Source organism: Idiomarina sp. (assembly GCF_048265525.1).
Classification (GTDB): domain Bacteria; phylum Pseudomonadota; class Gammaproteobacteria; order Enterobacterales; family Alteromonadaceae; genus Idiomarina.
This window is the reverse complement of sequence record NZ_JBLXBI010000002.1, coordinates 23,305-38,635: the sequence shown is the minus strand read 5'-3', so window position 1 is coordinate 38,635 and position 15,331 is coordinate 23,305. Positions and strand designations below refer to the sequence as shown.

Annotated in this window: 13 protein-coding genes; 5 read left to right on the top strand and 8 right to left on the bottom strand. The window is 46.0% G+C overall.

All coding sequences use genetic code 11. The features are described 5' to 3' along the window. The first annotated feature begins 40 nt into the window (after positions 1–40). Positions 41–1,273 carry a permease gene (locus tag ACN0TF_RS05700; protein WP_417441142.1) on the top strand — a complete coding sequence of 411 codons (1,233 nt, stop codon included), beginning with the start codon at positions 41–43 and terminating at the stop codon, positions 1,271–1,273. Here the strand turns inward: ACN0TF_RS05700 and ACN0TF_RS05695 are convergent. Genes ACN0TF_RS05695 through ACN0TF_RS05685 form a run of 3 tightly spaced genes read right to left on the bottom strand, consistent with a single transcriptional unit; the run spans position 1,264 to position 4,857 of the window. Further along, on the bottom strand, positions 1,264–1,623 hold the full coding sequence (locus ACN0TF_RS05695; RefSeq protein ID WP_417441141.1) for a MerC domain-containing protein: 360 nt from the start codon (positions 1,621–1,623) through the stop codon (positions 1,264–1,266). The two genes, ACN0TF_RS05700 and ACN0TF_RS05695, sit on opposite strands and share 10 nt — an antisense overlap. Before the next feature lie 17 nt (positions 1,624–1,640). Then, on the bottom strand, positions 1,641–2,786 hold the full coding sequence (locus ACN0TF_RS05690) for a DUF1624 domain-containing protein (RefSeq protein WP_417441140.1): 1,146 nt from the start codon (positions 2,784–2,786) through the stop codon (positions 1,641–1,643). Further along, positions 2,776–4,857: a TonB-dependent siderophore receptor gene (locus ACN0TF_RS05685; RefSeq protein ID WP_417441139.1), complete on the bottom strand. Its 2,082-nt coding sequence runs from the start codon at positions 4,855–4,857 to the stop codon at positions 2,776–2,778. Before ACN0TF_RS05685 ends, ACN0TF_RS05690 begins: the two co-directional genes overlap by 11 nt. Positions 4,858–5,031: 174 nt before the next feature. Here ACN0TF_RS05685 and ACN0TF_RS05680 point away from each other — a divergent pair, with 174 nt between their 5' ends. Further along, positions 5,032–6,024 carry a response regulator gene (locus ACN0TF_RS05680; RefSeq protein ID WP_417441138.1) on the top strand — a complete coding sequence of 331 codons (993 nt, stop codon included), beginning with the start codon at positions 5,032–5,034 and terminating at the stop codon, positions 6,022–6,024. After that, a complete protein-coding gene (locus ACN0TF_RS05675; protein ID WP_417441137.1) occupies positions 6,017–6,958 on the top strand; it encodes a GGDEF domain-containing protein in 942 nt (313 codons plus the stop codon). Before ACN0TF_RS05680 ends, ACN0TF_RS05675 begins: the two co-directional genes overlap by 8 nt. 31 nt (positions 6,959–6,989) lie before the next feature. On the opposite strand, the gene ACN0TF_RS05670 is transcribed toward ACN0TF_RS05675, so the two are convergent. Together ACN0TF_RS05670 and ACN0TF_RS05665 are read right to left on the bottom strand one after the other, a co-directional pair. Further along, on the bottom strand, positions 6,990–7,388 hold the full coding sequence (locus ACN0TF_RS05670; RefSeq protein ID WP_417441136.1) for a phosphate ABC transporter substrate-binding protein: 399 nt from the start codon (positions 7,386–7,388) through the stop codon (positions 6,990–6,992). Positions 7,389–7,394: 6 nt separating this feature from the next. After that, complete coding sequence (locus ACN0TF_RS05665) at positions 7,395–8,534, bottom strand: hypothetical protein (protein ID WP_417441135.1); 1,140 nt, start codon at positions 8,532–8,534, stop codon at positions 7,395–7,397. 190 nt (positions 8,535–8,724) lie between these two features. Here ACN0TF_RS05665 and ACN0TF_RS05660 point away from each other — a divergent pair, with 190 nt between their 5' ends. Both ACN0TF_RS05660 and ACN0TF_RS05655 read left to right on the top strand, forming a co-directional pair. Next, entirely contained in the window at positions 8,725–9,603 is an 879-nt protein-coding gene (locus ACN0TF_RS05660; protein ID WP_417441134.1) for a cation diffusion facilitator family transporter, read from the top strand. Positions 9,604–9,615: 12 nt separating this feature from the next. Next, positions 9,616–10,188: a glutathione S-transferase family protein gene (locus ACN0TF_RS05655; RefSeq protein ID WP_417441133.1), complete on the top strand. Its 573-nt coding sequence runs from the start codon at positions 9,616–9,618 to the stop codon at positions 10,186–10,188. Here ACN0TF_RS05655 and ACN0TF_RS05650 read toward each other — a convergent pair. From ACN0TF_RS05650 to ACN0TF_RS05640, 3 genes are all read right to left on the bottom strand, one after another. Further along, entirely contained in the window at positions 10,185–11,843 is a 1,659-nt protein-coding gene (locus tag ACN0TF_RS05650; RefSeq protein WP_417441132.1) for an acetolactate synthase large subunit, read from the bottom strand. The two genes, ACN0TF_RS05655 and ACN0TF_RS05650, sit on opposite strands and share 4 nt — an antisense overlap. A gap of 129 nt (positions 11,844–11,972) precedes the next feature. Further along, positions 11,973–14,543: a TonB-dependent receptor gene (locus tag ACN0TF_RS05645; RefSeq protein ID WP_417441131.1), complete on the bottom strand. Its 2,571-nt coding sequence runs from the start codon at positions 14,541–14,543 to the stop codon at positions 11,973–11,975. Positions 14,544–14,779: 236 nt separating this feature from the next. Next, positions 14,780–15,163, bottom strand: a complete 384-nt coding sequence (locus tag ACN0TF_RS05640; RefSeq protein ID WP_417441130.1) for a DUF4168 domain-containing protein — start codon at positions 15,161–15,163, stop codon at positions 14,780–14,782. Positions 15,164–15,331 lie beyond the last annotated feature (168 nt).

Here is a 15,331-nt window from a genome sequence, read left to right as displayed (position 1 = left end):
CCTGAATTCTAAAATAATTTAACCAGACCAAGGAGCCAGCATGGAGAACTTTCTATCGCTATGGGGCGAATCGGCTTACACCAGCCTGGGATTTTTCTGGATGGCGTTGTGGGCGTTTGTATTAGGCTATTTGATCAGTAGTTTAATCCAAGTGCTTATCACCAAGCGGCGAATGCGCAAGGCTATGGGCGGTAATGACTTGAAGTCGGTGTCGCTTGGCACCTTTTTTGGTTTTATTTCCAGTTCCTGCAGTTTTGCTGCGTTATCAACCACCCGGGCTTTGTTTAACAAAGGAGCGGCGTTCAGTGCTTCAATGGCCTTTATGTTGGCCTCCACGAACCTGGTTATTGAACTGGGTTTTGTTATTTCTATTTTCCTTGGCTGGCAGTTTGTGGTGGGTGAATACGTTGGCGGGTTGTTGCTGATTCTATTCGTCTGGCTCTTTATTACGCTAACCAACCCTCAAAACCTGATTAAGAATGCGCGAAAAGAAGACGAAGAGGACGACGAACATCAACACGAGAGCACATTATCGGATCTTTTCAGTAAGGATACCTGGCAGAAAGTTGGCCAAAAGTACGTAATGGAATGGCAAATGGTCTGGCAAGACGTACTAATTGGTTTTACCGTTGCCGGCGTTATTTCAGCCTTTGTGCCTAGTGCGTTTTTTGAATGGTTGTTTATTGGTGTGGGTACAGAGGGTGACCCGGGTTTCTGGTCGTTACTTCAACAAGCGGTAGTGGGTCCGGTGGCTGCATTTTTCACTTTTATTGGTTCTATGGGCAACATTCCATTAGCGGCCGTTTTGTTTGGTGAAGGTGTGGCCTTTGCCGGGGTTATGGCGTTTATTTTCTCCGATTTAATTGTACTGCCGGTGGTTAAAATTAATGCGCGTTATTATGGCTGGAAAATGGCACTGTATATTACCTTAATGCTATTTACCTGCCTGGTAGCGGCGTCTTTAGCTATGCATTATGGTTTACTGGCGTTTGATCTACTACCGGAAGCCTCGCAGTGGTCCTCTCCGGCTGAACAACAGCACTTTAAGTTGGACTATGGCTTTGTTCTGAACCTTATTTTCTTACTGCTGAGCGTGGTTATGGTTGTGCTTTGGCGACAGAAGCAAAAAGAACACGAACATCATCATCACCATGACCATGGCGGCTCTTCTTCGTTGAGCGACAAGGTTATGAATGGGCTGTGTGGTATCAGTGTTCTTTGGCTGCTAGGCGGAATGGGCTTTTATCTTACAAGTAGCGCGGGTCAGTTCTGATCCGCGCAGTGCTCGTGCTTTAAATGAAAAAAGTGACCACTAATTAAGGTCAGCGAACCAATAACAGTGAGTAAAATTTCAACTGGGCCATGAAAAAACTGGGCAATAACGACCGCTAAGCAACCAAGCGGCAGTAGTACCCGACTGAGCTTAGCCTGCGGGTTTTTCCAGGCATAGTACCCCTGAAATATCGCCATGGTTAACACCGGGAGCAATAGTAACCGGTGAAACAAAGGCGTTTCCAGAGTACTTACTAACGAGTTGGCTCCCAGAAAAATAAGCACTACTGGCGTTGCCAGACAATGGACAAAACACAGGCCAGAGAAAAACATACCGAGTCGATCACTCATTCCTTTCTCCTTAACCATCATAAATATTTCACCCAGGCTTTATTGCTGCGACGTTTGTATCGGTTAAACACTTGCGTCGGCTTGTACAGTAAGGCGGCCAGCACAATGGTGGTTAACCACACCCAATAAATGTTGGGCAGACTCATAAAGCCTTCCTCCGGCGCCCCTAAAATTGCGGTAGCCAGAGTATAAAGCAGCAATAAAACGTAAAGGTGGACTATGTAGAAAAACATGGGTGCGCCACCGAAAGCGGTCAGAACTTCTGTCCATTTTCCCTGTAAACGCTCCATTAGGTACAACATGGCGAACATGCCGGCAAAGGTTATTTGCAGAAAATTCAGCGATGGCGGGTACTTAGTCACATTGAATATAGCCCGCACAGTGGCGGCTAAACTCTCTTGCTGAGACCAGAGTTGCGTCTCGCCGTAGATATTAAAACCACGCAGCAACAGAAAGCTGGCGAGACAAAAGGCTGTTAGCCCCAATAACCAATAGGCTCTGCGCTCGGACGAGAAGGATTTGGAGTACAAAGGTCCGGCTGCGTAACCCAGCAAAATAACGCCTATCCACGGCAATAATGGGTAGCTGGCTCGTATTGATAATGCGTCGGACTGCAAAATATAGCCGCGGTCGTGAAGAATGGTCCAGGCGGTATAACCCCACTCACCGGGGTTCAGCTGGATAAAGTCCAGTGCATTGTGCCCTGCGACAATAAGCAGGCCCAGCGCAAACAGAAGCCGGTACGGTAAATTGACACAGGCACCCAGAATGAGCATGCACAGACCAATAACCCATATCACCTGCAGGTACAGTATTTCGTAGGCGCCAAACCAGGAAAAGTTAATGACCGTAACTTCTAAGATCACCAGGAACAGTCCGCGCTTCCATAAAAACTCGCGAGCGACACTAGCTGAACCGTCATGCTTTTGTTGATATAGCCAGGCTGAAAGGCCGGTTAGAAACACAAATATGGGTGCACAAAAATGTGCCGCAAAACGGCTCCAGAATAAACCGGGTTCCGTAGTTTCCAGCATCATTGGGTCAGCAACCGGGTGGTTATAAAAGAACCGTTCCCGTGCGTGGTCCAGCAGCATCAATATAATGACCAGGCCACGCAACGCATCAATACTGTTAATTCTTTGCGTGATAGTTTTAGAATTCATAAGTCAGACTCATTGAAAACTGTCTTGGGGCTCCTGGTGTTGTCCAAAGCGCAGAGTAGGCGTTCGACATGTAATACTCGTCAAAAAGGTTATCAACGTTTATCTGTAATTCGGTGTTGTCGGTTAACCGGTGTGTATAGAACAAATCGAACACCTGATAACTGGGCAGACGATACGACTGATCGACCGTAGCGCCTAAACGGTCATCCACATAGCGAGCGGTAAGCCCTATATCAGCATTAATTTGCCAGTGCCTGAGATCGTGTTTAACCATGGCGTTAAAGGTATTCTGAGGAATATTTACCAGGTCGCTACCGGCAGGGACATTCACGCCCCAGTCGTAAACGGTAATATCATTTTTTGTTTCGCTGTCTATGTAGCTGTAGGCAACCCGTAAGTCGGTGTAACTGCCTAGCGACATGCCCCCTTCTATTTCAAACCCGCTACTGGTTGCAGCGCCCAGCGTAGCCGGATAGCCTGGGTGAGCCGGGTCATCCGTAAGAATGTTGGTTTTGGTGGCATCGAAAATAGCGGCGTTTAAGCGAAAACCATTAGCGGAATATTTCATGCCCAGTTCTACCGAGTCGCTCTCTTCCGGGTCAAAACCCTGACCTTCGAAGTCGGTGCCGCTAATAGGAACAAAGCCTTCTGAATAACTGGCGTACAGGGTTAGGTTATCTGTTGGCAGGTAGCTCAGTGCCACGCGCGGGCTAACCCGGCTTTCATCCTGTTCAGATTCCGTACCTGACACCAGCTCTAAGGTTTCTTGTGTGTATTGATCCAGTCTTAATCCCAGTAGTAGGTGCCACTGGTCATTAAGCTCAAGCTGATCCTGCAGGTACAAACCGAAGCCTTTTTGATTCTCATCGTTAATGTACTGAGTCTGAAGTTCTGGCTTAGCTGCACCATACTGAGGGTTAAAAATATCCAGCTCGTAAGTACCGGGTTCCGGACGAGCACGAGCCAGTAAGGTGTATAAGTCATAACGGTATGCGTCGGCTCCCATTAATAAGTGATGGGTCATACCGAATAATTCCGCGTTACCGCTTAATTCCAGCCTTAATGATAAATCATCGGAGTCGTAGTCACGACGGCGGTGCTGACGGGTCAGAGTGCGACCGTCTTCAAACAGTTTCTGGCGCGAGCCGGACAGCTCGGCATCCGACGAGTAGCCGTCTAACTTTGTGCTTCTGGCATTAATACCACCGGTTAAAAACCAGTCGTTTTGCAGATAGTGCTCAAAGGTTAACTGGTGGCCTTGTGAACTGATTTTAGTCGGGTCATCGCTTGGTTCACCCAAAAAACGGTCTCGTGGAACGGTTTTAATGTTGTTATCTAAAACTACAATGCCGCGGTCAAACAGCTGCTCCTGCTGCATGAACTCAAAGGCATAAAGTATGGAAGTGTCTTTATCTAGCTGCCAGCGTAGCGACGGGTTAACCACCTTTTTCTTACTGCTGACATGATCCCGGAAACTGTCGTCATCTTGTAGTGCACCGTTTATCCGCATGGAGAGGCTATCGCTAAGACCGCTGGTGTAGTCACCTTCAAGGCGATAGCGATCATCACTGCCAAGCGAGGTCTTCAAGTACCCTTCCGGGGCGTATTGTGGTTTACGGGTAACCACGTTAATAACTCCTCCCGGGTCCGAGCGGCCATACAAAGCAGAGCCCGGGCCTTTCAGAACTTCTACGTACTCAATATTGGAAACGTCCCGATGCCCGCCGAATCCGCGACCACTGGAGAAACCATTAACTAAATAACCGGTCGGCACATTTTCGTTACCCGGGAATCCGCGCATGGAGTAGCTATCCCATAAGTTACCGCCGTCGTTTTGCAAAGCAATTGACGGAGAAAACAGCAAAACATCGCGAAAACGGGAGATATTAATATCATCCACCAGGCTGCGGTCCAGCGTAGTAATTGCCTGAGGAATTTCTGAAACAGGAACATCTCCGCGGTAAGCCTGACGATAATTGACTTCAATGTGTTCGAAAGACTCCTGTTCTTGCGCGAACGAGCCTGTACTCATGATAGAGAGTAAACTTAGGGTAACTGCTTGGTATTTCATGGGTGCAACACAACTCAATTAAAAACGTAATGTTATATTATAACAGTTAGTTTTTCGTGTCGAGCCCCTTATACAGTTCTAAACTGGTGTGAGGCATGAGCTTTCTAAAAACTTAATGGTAAGAAAACCATAAAATAACTTAACCATTTGGCTCTCATATGCCATGTTTAGACTATGAAAGTTCTTATTTGTGATGATTCGAAAGTTGCTCGTAAAAGTATTGAGCTTGCTCTGCCGAAGGGCTGGAATATTGAGGTGCGCTTTGCTGAGAATGGGCAAGAGGCACTCGACTTAGTAGAAAAGGGTTTGGCAGAACTGCTTTTCCTGGACTTAACCATGCCTGTAATGGATGGTTTTGAGGTATTGCGGAGGATTAAGGAAAAGCAGCTGGACTGTCTCACCATCGTCGTTTCCGGTGATATACAAGCAGCCTCCCAGCGAGAGGTTGAAAAGTTAGGCGCCTTAGGCTTTATTAAAAAACCGATTGTAATTGAGGAGTTACACAGTTTACTTGAGCGCTACGGGCTCATTAAAGAACTGTCACCCGAAAATTATCGACGCGAAGAAGCTAAGACCGGGCACATTGAACCTACCGATATTTTAAAAGAAATGAGCAATATCGCCCTTGGTGATGCCGCTAAGCTGCTTGGTGATATGTTGGGTTCTTTTATTCAACTGCCGGTCCCTGATGTCGCTAAGCAGCCTTACGATCAACTCATTCATGAACTTCATGACGAAAATTACCGGATTAATATGGTGTCTGAAGGCTTTGTTGGTAATGCTATCGCGGGAGAAGCTATTTTATGCGTCGACAACCGCACGTTTAATGACTTGCCATCTAAACTCTCGGACTACCACGGTTATGAATTTCAGGACGATAGCCAAAGTGTCTTTTTGGATGTGGCCTCAACCCTTATAGCGGCTTTTTTGAAAAGCTTCTCTTCTCAACTCGATTTAGAGCTAAACATTAGTCAGCCTGCTTTTCTGGGAATGAGCGAAACGATCAATAATGTCTTTAAAGAGGACGTTAAGGATAAACAGGTTTTAATTATCACCATCGATTACGAGATCCCTGATTATAATCTTAATTGCGATCTCTTTGTTATTTTTACTGAAGCTTCAATTGCCGCACTTGAAGAAAGAGCTGGGTACTTTATCGATGAGTAAAGATGAACTAGATATCAGCAACTTACATTGGGTACTACAAATTCTTCAGAATATCGAAGTGGGTTTGGTGGTTTTTGACAGGGATTATGAAGTCAAAGTATGGAATGGCTTTATGGAAAACCACAGTGGTATAAGCAGCGTCGCTGCCAAAGACAAAAATTTGTTCAAGTTACTACCAACCCTGCCTGAAAGCTGGTTCGAATACAAAGTTGAGTCTGTACTAAAGCTGGGGATCCAGGCGCACTGTAACTGGCAACAGGAACCTCATATTCTGAACTTTGAAAATACCAGGCCTTTTACCGCAAAATCTGATCTCATGTTTCAGAACGTGACGCTATTTCCGTTGTTCTCCACAGATAAGAAGATTAACCACATTTGTGCGCTGGTTTACGATGTGAGCGATGAAGCCAATAACTTATTAAAGCTGAAAACAATCAGTCAAACCGACGCTTTAACTCAGTTGTTTAATCGCGGGCATTGGCAAAATATGTTCGAGCAAGAGTTTCTTCGTTGTCAGCGTTATGACGACACCGCTTCGGTTGTCATGATGGATATTGACCACTTTAAGGCCGTTAATGATACCTATGGGCACCAACTGGGTGATAAGGCTATTCAGTTGATAGCGAAGATCATATTAGACAGTCAGCGGGAAACCGATATTTGTGGCCGTTACGGTGGCGAGGAGTTTGTCATACTCTTACCGCACACTTCAGTAAATGAAGGTGTCTTAGTGGCCGAGCGTCTGAGAGAGAAAGTAGAGAACACGTTACTGCCTTTGGGTAAAGAGCATAACAATGAACAATTACAGTTAACGATTAGTGCTGGAGTTGCGGAGTTTTCGGATGAATTTTCGACTGCAGAAAATTGGTTGGAAAAGGCAGACGCTGCATTGTATAAGTCTAAAGAGAATGGGCGAAATCAAGTGGCAAAATAAAACCTCCGGCAAAAACCGGAGGTTCAGGAAGTTAGAAAGTGGCAATAATATTCAATTTATCTGTCACTTTACTTTTATCAGAGATATAGCCAATACCCTGAGGGTTGTTTAAAACATACTCAAGAACTGCGTCGTCCCCGTTTAATTCATTAAGTGGCGTAGCGCGACCGGTAAATTTTAACTTAGCCCAGTGACGCTTCAGTTGTTCGCCGCTTTGCCCTAAAAGCTTCTCTTCAAAGGCTTTACGAACAGCAGAATCTTCCGGCAGGTTCACACCATTTAATACACGAGACTGACCAAGATAAATACGTGGCACAGAGGCATCGTCGATTTCAGTCTGCGAGACAACCACACCGTTTTGGGCGGATGCTGGAACGCTGAATATTGATGCCGTTACCAAGATGAGAAGTACGACTAATTTTTTCATCATAATTCCTTAAAATACAAATTGAACAGCAGCGGAAACCAACACGTCAGACGCATCTGTGCGCTTGTCATCGGAATGCGTGACGTCAAATTTAAATACCGCGCCAGGAGCGACGTTAAAGTTAACACCAACGGAACTATAAGTGGCTTCGTTCACAACACCGCCTAGTACTTGGTTAACAATGTTTTGTAATTGTGGAGCAGGCACTGTGAACCGTTGCTCAGCGTCAACTATCTCATCGTCTGTTTGGCCAAGGGTGGCGTGTAATGACCAATTCTCAAAGCGTTTACCGGCAGTGATGTAGCTTGAACGCTGTTTGGGTATATAACTGTTTTCAACTTCAAGTTGTGTGTACTCTGCACCAACAAACCAGTTGAAGTTGTCGTACATAAAACCGACGCCGGCAAATGAGCCTTTATCTTCAGAAGCTTCCAGTTCCGAAGCAACATCACCGGCACCAATTTGTTCCAACGATGTTAATAAGGTATCAATCTCTTGAAGATGAACATTGGTATCGTTGGTTTGATAATACGCAATACGCATGGTCAGATTGTTGTAGATGGCGCTGGCATTAAAACCAATCAGGTTGTTGAGCTCTGCTTGAGACAGCTCACTACCACCTGCTTCAACATCGTCTTTTACTGTACCGGCAATAACTTGCGTGTTGAAAATGAAGTCACCAACAAAAGCGTTATGTTGGACACTGACTCCGGTGTAATTATCAAAGGCCACGCGATAAACGCTTTGCGGTGTGCGCAGCCAGTGGTAGCTGTAGCCTACATCCAGTGAATCTGAATAGATGTAAAGTGGTAAACGTAACTTACCCATATTGACGCTGGTAGAATCGGTTAACTGGTATTGCAGGTAAGCCCATTCAACGCCAAGGTCGAAGTCGTCGGAACCGCGGGACATAAGCTGTGTTGTAACGGTTAGTTTATCGGACAAATTTGCTTTTGCCTGGAGTGCAAAAAGGGTTTCCGGATTAAAATCCAGATCATTGTCGTAGCCGAATAGCTGGTCATCGCTGCCGGTCGTCATACCCGCGGCAATATTACCAAAACCACTCCACTTAATTTTATCTTGTGCTTGAGACGGGAGGCCAGTAAGCAGTGCTGCTGCACCTATACAAGCCGATAAATAATACTTCATTTAAAGCTCCTGAGAAAGTTTACATCTTCGTAATTTAGAGAAATCTAAATTTGGCGGGATTCTGCACGTTTAAGTTTTTATAGGCAATAGTTCATTTGCCCTACGAAAAAGTGTTAAATTATAATCAAACTGTCATTTTTGCGTATTTTTTATTCTTCACAAGCGCAATTAATCAACAATTAAGGTCGTTATGCACCATCACCATCATCACCACGAGAGCTCATCGGAGCGAATTGGTTGGGCGTTTTTCCTTAATCTGTGCTTTACCGTGATTGAATTTATCGGTGGAATATTAACCAATAGTACAGCCATTTTAGCTGACGCGGTGCACGATCTCGGCGACAGTATTTCCATTGGCATGGCCTGGTTGCTGGATAAATTCAGTCGTAAAGATGCCACGCAGACCTTTACCTATGGCTATCAACGCTTGTCTCTGGTTGGCGCTTTTATTAACGCGGTTGTACTGACTGCAGGCTCAATCTGGATTTTATTTGAGGCCATTCCTCGCTTATGGGATCCGGTAATGCCGATGGCGGAAGGTATGGCGTTACTGGCGGTATTCGGCGTTATTGTGAATGGCTATGCGGCGTTTAAGTTGTCCCATGGTAAATCGTTAAACGAACGCGTACTTAACTGGCACTTATTAGAGGATGTTCTGGGTTGGGTGGCGGTTTTAATTGTGTCGATTATTTTAATGTTTGTCGACTGGCCTATTCTTGATCCTTTGCTGTCTATTGGCTTCACTTTGTTCATTCTGGTTAACGTTATTCGTCACCTGGGTTCTACCGTGAAGCTCTTTGTGCAGGCCTCTCCAGACCCTGAAGTGTACCGGAAAATACGTGAACAACTGACCTCGCTGGAACTGGTTGAAGACGCCCACCATTTGCATTTTTGGTCACTGGATGGCGAGCGTCATGTATTAACGGCGCATATTGTGGTATCAAAAGGACTGGAATGTTCAGAGCGCGCAATTTTAAAGCAGCAAATATCGGAAAAGTTGGCCGTGTTTGAGTTAGCTCATACCACCATTGAACTGGAATACCCTGACGAAGCTTGTCGAGACCATTAACAGGAGAAGATCATGGAATTGTTCGGAAGTTATACCTCGCCGTTCGTAAGACATTGCCGTATTGCTTTACTTGAGACCAAGACAAAGTTTTCATTTACCGAAACGGATTTTGAAACCAGTGCCAAATTAAGCCCGGCGAAAAAGGTTCCCTTTCTTCACCACAATGACTTACGCTTGCACGACTCTACCAGCATTCTAAAATACGTGCGGGACAAGGCGGATGAGCGCTTCTTTGCCGATGTAAAAGATTTTGACCAGTATTGTTTGGTCAATACGGCGATGGATTCGGCAATTAACGTGTTTTTGCTGGAGAGAGAAGGCGTAACAGCGGACAGTGTTAAGTATGTTAAGCGCCAGCAGCAGCGTATTGATGACATACTGCAGTTAATGGAAGATAAAGACCATGCGGTGGCGTATGAAGGTCCGCATCCTTTTAGTGATGGTGAACTGAGGTTGGGTTGTTTCCTAAGCTGGGGGCTTTTCCGCGAGCGTTTTAATTTGGATAAGTATCCGCGACTTCAGGCTTTTGTCGATAAGTTAAACGACTATCCTTACTTCGCGGATACTGATCCTGGCCGCTCTTAAATATCTTTAATGGCGCGGCTGCGTTCGGGTATTTCCTCGTTCAGCAGCCGGTCATTTTGTGAATAATCCACGGGTACATCAATAAGGTGTACGCCGGGTTTGTTCAGGCAGTCTTTTAACAGCGGTATCAGGTTTTCGGTTTTATCTAAGCGGTAGCCGTTAGCGCCGTAAGACTCTGCATATTTCACAAAATCCGGGTTATCGAAATCTAAGCCGTAGTCGCTCAGTTTCATATGCTGCTGTTTCCACTTGATCATGCCATAGCCACTGTCGTTTAAGATAACGACAACAATATCCAGCCCCATGCGCACAGCGGTTTCAAGCTCCTGAGAGTTCATCATAAAACCGCCGTCACCGCATATTGCCATGACTTTCTTTTCCGGATTAACCAGCTTAGCGGCCATTGCAGACGGTAAGCCCGCGCCCATAGAGGCAAGAGCGTTATCCAGTAGCACAGTATTCGGCTGACGGGCTGGGTAATTACGGGCAAACCAAATTTTGTAGATGCCGTTATCCAGCGCAATGACACCGTCATCTGGCATCGCTTCACGCACGTCTTCTACCAGACGCTGGGGTAACACCGGAAAGCTGCCATCATGGGCGCCTTCATCAGTGTGGTCGCGCATATGATCGCGAACTTTCAGCATAAAGTCGAAATCCCAGTGACTCTGCGGCTCAATCCCTTCTTTCAATTGCCAAATGCTATTCCCAATATCGCCGATCATGCTGGCATGAGGAAAGTAAACCGAGTCAACCTGAGCACCCTGAAAATTAATGTGTACGACTTTACGGTTATCGTTGTCGCCGGTTTTCATCATAAAGGGCGGCTTTTCCACCACGTCGTGCCCGACATTAAGAATCAGGTCAGACTTTTCGATGGCGCGGTGTGGGTAATCGCCATCGGAAACCGCCGCATTACCAAGCCAGCGTGGGTGGTCTTCGTTAATAACACCCTTACCCATTTGAGTGGTAATAAAAGGAATACCGGTTTTATCGACAAACGCGCGCAGCATTTTCGCCGTAATTTTCCGGTTGGCAGCAGCTCCTATCAGTAGCACCGGATGTTTGGCCTCACGCAGCAGATTGAGTACGTGACGAACCGACTTGTGCTCGGTAATGGGGCGGCGCGAATGACTGGCTTCTATCGGAAGGCTGCTGACCTCTTCACGACTGATATCATCCGAGAGCTCCAGGTGAGAAGCGCCGGGGCGTTCATCTTCAGCGCGGCGAAAAGCTTCACGGATGTGCGCCGGAATACTGCTGGCGCTAATAATCGCCTGAGTGTATTTGGTAATGGGAGTCATCATGTCGACCACATCAATGATCTGGAACTGACCCTGATGACGTTCCTTTATGGGTTTTTGTCCGGTAATAACAACCATAGGCATAGCGCCGAGTTGCGCGTAGGCCACCGGTGTAACTAAGTTGGTTGCCCCCGGCCCTAAGGTAGAAAGACACACCCCGGGTTTGCCGGTCAGTCGACCATAGGTGGCAGCCATAAAGCCAGCACCCTGTTCGTGCCGGGTTAAAATGAGTTCAATGCTGGATTTTGAGAGGGACTCAAGTAAGTCCAGGTTTTCTTCGCCGGGAATGCCGAAAATGTACTTCACACCCTCGTTTTCAAGTGCTTTTACGAATAAATCGGATGCTTTCACTTCGCTTTCTCCTTGCGTTAAAGAATATTCTTCTAGTTAGGCCTACGTAAAGCATAGGAGAGATGATCAAAAAAATCCGTAACCAGAGTTAACTGATTACGGATTTTACAGAACTTTAAATGTCAGATTTTAGAACGAGTAACTGACTTTCGAGTAAACAAAGCGACCACGAGGGTTGTGAACGCTTGATGCATAGCCGTAAAGGTCATCGTTAAATGCTTCTGGGGGTTCTTCGTCGAATAGGTTAGTTGCACCTATAGTTAAACGAAGCTCTGACGTTACATCGTAATAAGCTTGTAAATCTACAAGCAGCTGCTTATCAACGGTACGAGCTTTACTCGCTTCAACTTCAGCTGGTGCCTGATAGTCTTCAAACTCGCCAATGTAGTTCAGGTTCAAATTAACGCCTAACGCATCACGAGACCACTCCGCGCGGGCAGTCCAACGGTGTTCTGGATACTCGTACTCACCGGCGTAATCAATACCGTCTTTTTCAAACTTACTCATATAAGACCAATCAAGCCCTAAGCGAACATCGCCAATGTCTTGTAGTTCCCAATTATAGTTAGCAGAAAAATCGACCCCTGCAGCTTCTTGGCTGGAAAGGTTAACATAGGTATTGTAAAGGGTTGCTAGCTCACCCAACTCATCGCCTGGTAATGGGTCGCGGCGCTCACAGATTTCACTGTCTTGGTCATTACAATGTTCCGCGTAGACGTTCTCAAAGTCGTTTTGAACAATTTTGTTATCTTGTTCAATTGACCAGTAATCGGCAGAGAGATCAAAAGCGTCACTAACCTGCCAGACACCACCGATGTTGTAGTTCGAAGACTCTTCTGGCTCTAATCCTTCAGAACCTGAGAAAACAATAGTGTAGTCAAGTGGTACGCAGCTTTCTTGATCCGCTTCACAACGATAGGTATCAGTGAAGAAAGTTGACACTTGTGACGGACCAAGGCCGATTTGTGCAAGTGATGGGGCACGGAAACCTTCACCGTATGATGCACGTAAGGTTACGTCTTCAGTTGGACGCCACTGTAACTTAAACTGTGGATTAAAGGTTGAGCCAAAGTCACTGTAGTCGTCGTAACGTCCAGCAACCGTTGCTTCTAGTTGATCGGTAATTGGAATTAGGAATTCGACATAGGCTGCCCATTGATCGCGCTCGGCTTCAGCTTGTACAGACTCAGTACCAAAAATTAAACCACGCTGAAACTGGTCATCCGGCTGGTCGAAAACGTCTTCCTCACGGTATTCAAGGCCGGCGGCCATGGAGACCCAACGTTCACCCAACTGGAAAGCTTCGCCCGCGATACTGGCATCAATGGCAGTCAAGTGTGACTTACCACGGCGCACAAGTGATGTAGTAATATCGTTAATTACATCGGGATCATTGACTGTACCACCAAACGGATTGTAGTTACCTTCGTTAATTTCTTCTTGTAAGAAATCGGTACGCACCCAACCCTGCTCACGAGAGCCAGTCTGCATACCTTCACTACGTCCTTTTTGATAGGAAACATCCCAGTTCCAGCCGCCTAAGTTCCCTCTTAGCCCAGCAATAAAGCGGAGGGTGTCAGACTCGACGTCCCAAATACGGGGACCTGCATCAACTGTTCTAAAAAAGTTAATATCAACACGTTCGCCCCAGGGGTTATTAGGGTGGTCGGCTGGCACATAGAGTCCGGCGTCAGCATCGAGAGGAGTTGGTGCTCCACCTGCTTTCGAACGGTTGTGCTGAGCTGCGATTTCAATATAGCCTTCTACGTCTCTTGAAAACTCTTTTCGAGATTGAACAATTGCACCCACGCGTTCAGCTTCCGGAAAAATTTGAGCATAAGGCCCGTAATCGAAAACACAGCGTGTTCCAACTAATGAGTCTGAAGGGCAGTCCGGATCCGCTTGCTCTTCACCGTCTACAATAAAGCTTCCTGGGAAACCTCGCGATGAACGGAAATCGTTACCGCCCCATGGGCTCTGATTTGCCGTACCATTCCGGCCAAATTCTGCACCGGTTATTGAGGTATTTTTCCAGTAGTCCAGAATCATTGTGGTGTTACTGTCGTCGTCGCCAGTACCCCAGACCAGGCTCATACTGGTTTCTTCGTAGTTAACATCACCAGTGGTGCCACCGTGACTGGCGGTTAATTCTGTACCAACAAAGTCATCTCTTAAAATGATGTTAACCACACCAGCTACGGCGTCTGACCCATATATTGCTGACGCGCCGTCTTTTAGAATATCAATTCGTTCAATGGCAGCTACCGGAATTGAGTTGATATCAACAAAGGAATTGGCTACGCCTTCTGCAAATGATGACACAGCGACTCGGCGTCCGTTTAGCAGAACCAGTGTTGAGTCCGCACCAAAGCCACGCAAACTGATAGCCGCTGCACCGTTAGCTGTGGTGTCCTGACTGTTGCCTTGTGTAGAGAAGGTTCCCACACCTGCCGATGGTAAACGCTCTAATAGCTGTTGTAGGTTGTTAAAACCTGAAGCTTCAATGCTCTCTCTGTCAATTACCTCTACCGGAGAAGCGCCTTCCATATCGGTTCGTGAAATTCTTGAGCCAGTAACCTGAATACGTTCAAGGTCGTCATCGTCTGCTTGACTGTTTCCTTGTTGTGCAAAGCTGGGAGATGCGGTGAAAGCTGCACCTATAGCCAATGCACAAAGAGAATATTTAAAACTTGTTGTCATTATTGTTCTCCCTGGGTTTTTCACTATTAAACTGTGTGCAAAATGAACAAGGCACAGCCTTTTATTACATTATAGTAACACTTGGTCAAGTGTATTAACTGTAAATACCGGGGATTAAAACAAGACATATTCGACTTTAGTCGAAACTGTAATTTTATGGGTTATTGGCGGGCTAAAAATAAAAAACCCGCAACTTAAACGAGTCGCGGGTCTTGGTGTTCTTATCAATGAGTCGATTAAGAGTTTTCGTCACCAGTCAGCTCTTCTAAGCGACCACGAAGTTCTTCGTCGTTTTGCGCTTGCTGAATAATCATGTTGTACTCTTGTGGAGTCAGGCCAGCGTCTTCAACTGCTGCAATCATTTCTTCCTGTGCAGATTGTTGAATCTCACGAGCTTCTTCCTGGTTTTCAGCTTCCTGGAACTGGTCACGGTATTTTTCAGTAACGCCCTGAACATCTTCCATAGCGGTTGCAAACTTAACCAGCATACCTTCAGTAATTTCCTGAGTTTGCTGCTGTTGTTGCTGAGCCATTGGGTCTTGAGCTTGTTGCTCTTGAGCCATTGCGGCAGTGCTACCCAGTGCGAATACAGTTGCTAATGCGATAATTGTCTTTTGCATGATAATCTCCTAAATGAATTTATCAGTTTTAATTACGCTCTAACTAAAGCGAAGACTGTGCCAATTTTTCAAGTTGCTGATTTATATGTACTTTTATTTATGGGCGGTTTTTGGCCAGAAAATCTACCTAAAAATGTGTATCCTTAGTACACAGTCAAAGGAGGCAGT

Coding starts and splice junctions, on each gene's coding strand:
- ACN0TF_RS05690 (WP_417441140.1), bottom strand. CDS start 2,786: ATGAATTCTAAAACTATCACGCAAAGAATTAACAGTATTGATGCGTTG.
- ACN0TF_RS05660 (WP_417441134.1), top strand. CDS start 8,725: ATGCACCATCACCATCATCACCACGAGAGCTCATCGGAGCGAATTGGT.
- ACN0TF_RS05700 (WP_417441142.1), top strand. CDS start 41: ATGGAGAACTTTCTATCGCTATGGGGCGAATCGGCTTACACCAGCCTG.
- ACN0TF_RS05670 (WP_417441136.1), bottom strand. CDS start 7,388: ATGATGAAAAAATTAGTCGTACTTCTCATCTTGGTAACGGCATCAATA.
- ACN0TF_RS05655 (WP_417441133.1), top strand. CDS start 9,616: ATGGAATTGTTCGGAAGTTATACCTCGCCGTTCGTAAGACATTGCCGT.
- ACN0TF_RS05675 (WP_417441137.1), top strand. CDS start 6,017: ATGAGTAAAGATGAACTAGATATCAGCAACTTACATTGGGTACTACAA.
- ACN0TF_RS05640 (WP_417441130.1), bottom strand. CDS start 15,163: ATGCAAAAGACAATTATCGCATTAGCAACTGTATTCGCACTGGGTAGC.
- ACN0TF_RS05680 (WP_417441138.1), top strand. CDS start 5,032: ATGAAAGTTCTTATTTGTGATGATTCGAAAGTTGCTCGTAAAAGTATT.
- ACN0TF_RS05695 (WP_417441141.1), bottom strand. CDS start 1,623: ATGAGTGATCGACTCGGTATGTTTTTCTCTGGCCTGTGTTTTGTCCAT.
- ACN0TF_RS05645 (WP_417441131.1), bottom strand. CDS start 14,543: ATGACAACAAGTTTTAAATATTCTCTTTGTGCATTGGCTATAGGTGCA.
- ACN0TF_RS05665 (WP_417441135.1), bottom strand. CDS start 8,534: ATGAAGTATTATTTATCGGCTTGTATAGGTGCAGCAGCACTGCTTACT.
- ACN0TF_RS05685 (WP_417441139.1), bottom strand. CDS start 4,857: ATGAAATACCAAGCAGTTACCCTAAGTTTACTCTCTATCATGAGTACA.